General features: G+C 57.2%; 1 protein-coding gene. It reads left to right on the plus strand.

Features of this window, described 5'->3' with window-relative positions:
• The first annotated feature begins 43 nt into the window (after positions 1-43).
• Positions 44-1123, plus strand: coding sequence for a calcium/sodium antiporter (locus tag CR159_RS21315; protein WP_102075942.1), 1080 nt, complete (start codon positions 44-46; stop codon positions 1121-1123).
• Positions 1124-1172: the final 49 nt, after the last annotated feature.

The following is a 1172-nucleotide window of genomic DNA, read 5'->3' on the forward strand; positions in this document are numbered from 1 at the left end:
CTGGTAAGCTGTGCCACTTGATTCTTAGCTACAGTTCTCAGTCATGAACATCCTTCTATTTCTCGGCGGGCTTTTCTTGCTGGTCATGGGTGCCAGCTTGTTGGTGCGAGGCTCTTCCAAGCTGGCCCTGTCGTTTGGCATCAGTCCGCTGGTCGTGGGACTGACGATCGTTGCGCTCGGCACAAGCGCACCCGAGGTTGCAGTCAGCGTGGGGGCCGTGCTCGATGGGAAAACCGACATTGCCATTGGCAACGTGGTGGGCAGCAACATATTCAACGTTCTGTTCATCCTTGGCATCAGCGCGTTGATTGCACCGCTGGTGGTCAACATTCAGCTGATACGCCAGGAGGTACCGATCATGATCGGTGCATGTTTTCTCTTGCTCGCCTTGGGGTTGGACGGTCAACTTTCTTTTTTCGATGGCGGTTTTCTCTTCGTGCTGCTGGTGTCTTACACAGTGTTCCTGATCGTGCAGTCACGGCGCGAAACCCAGCTCGCCAAGGACGAATACGCGGGTGAGATCAAACCCTCTGCCCCCGGCGCCTGGGACGATCGGTTGCGGGTTCAGTTGCTGCTGATTGCCGCTGGCCTAGCTGCGTTAGTGTTCGGCTCCGAGTACCTAGTGCAAGCATCGGTGAGTTTCGCCAAGGCCATGGGTGTGAGCGACCTGATCATTGGGCTGACCATCGTTGCCGCTGGTACCAGCATGCCCGAGGTTGCCACCAGCATCGCCGCAGTCATCAAGGGCGAACGGGACATCGCAGTGGGCAATGTGGTGGGAAGCAATACCTTCAACATTCTGGGCTGCCTGGGTGTCTCGGGCCTAGTGTCGGGTGACCTGGGGTTGGACATGGCTCCATCGCTGCTGGCCTTTGACATCTGGGTCATGGTGGCAGTGTCGTTTGCCTGCCTCCCCGTGTTCATGACTGGTCGCGAGATCGCTCGCTGGGAAGGCGGGGTCTTTCTGGGCTACTACGTCGCATACGTGGCTTACTTGATCATGGCCGCGCAGCAGCACGATGCGCTGCCAGCATTCTCGGGCGTCATGCTCAGCTTCGTCGTACCGCTGACGGTCGTGACGCTGGTTGTTGTGTTGATCCGCCGCCCAGTAAAGAAAGGATAAAGCATAAAACTTTGCCCTCTATCACTAGCTAATGACTGCTATGGGTCGA

The sequence above is a fragment of the Pollutimonas subterranea genome (assembly GCF_002849655.1).
GTDB classification, from domain to species: domain Bacteria; phylum Pseudomonadota; class Gammaproteobacteria; order Burkholderiales; family Burkholderiaceae_B; genus Pollutimonas; species Pollutimonas subterranea.

Bases quoted from the DNA above. Each gene is read 5' to 3' on its own strand.
- CR159_RS21315 (WP_102075942.1), top strand. From the start codon at position 44: ATGAACATCCTTCTATTTCTCGGCGGGCTTTTCTTGCTGGTCATGGGT.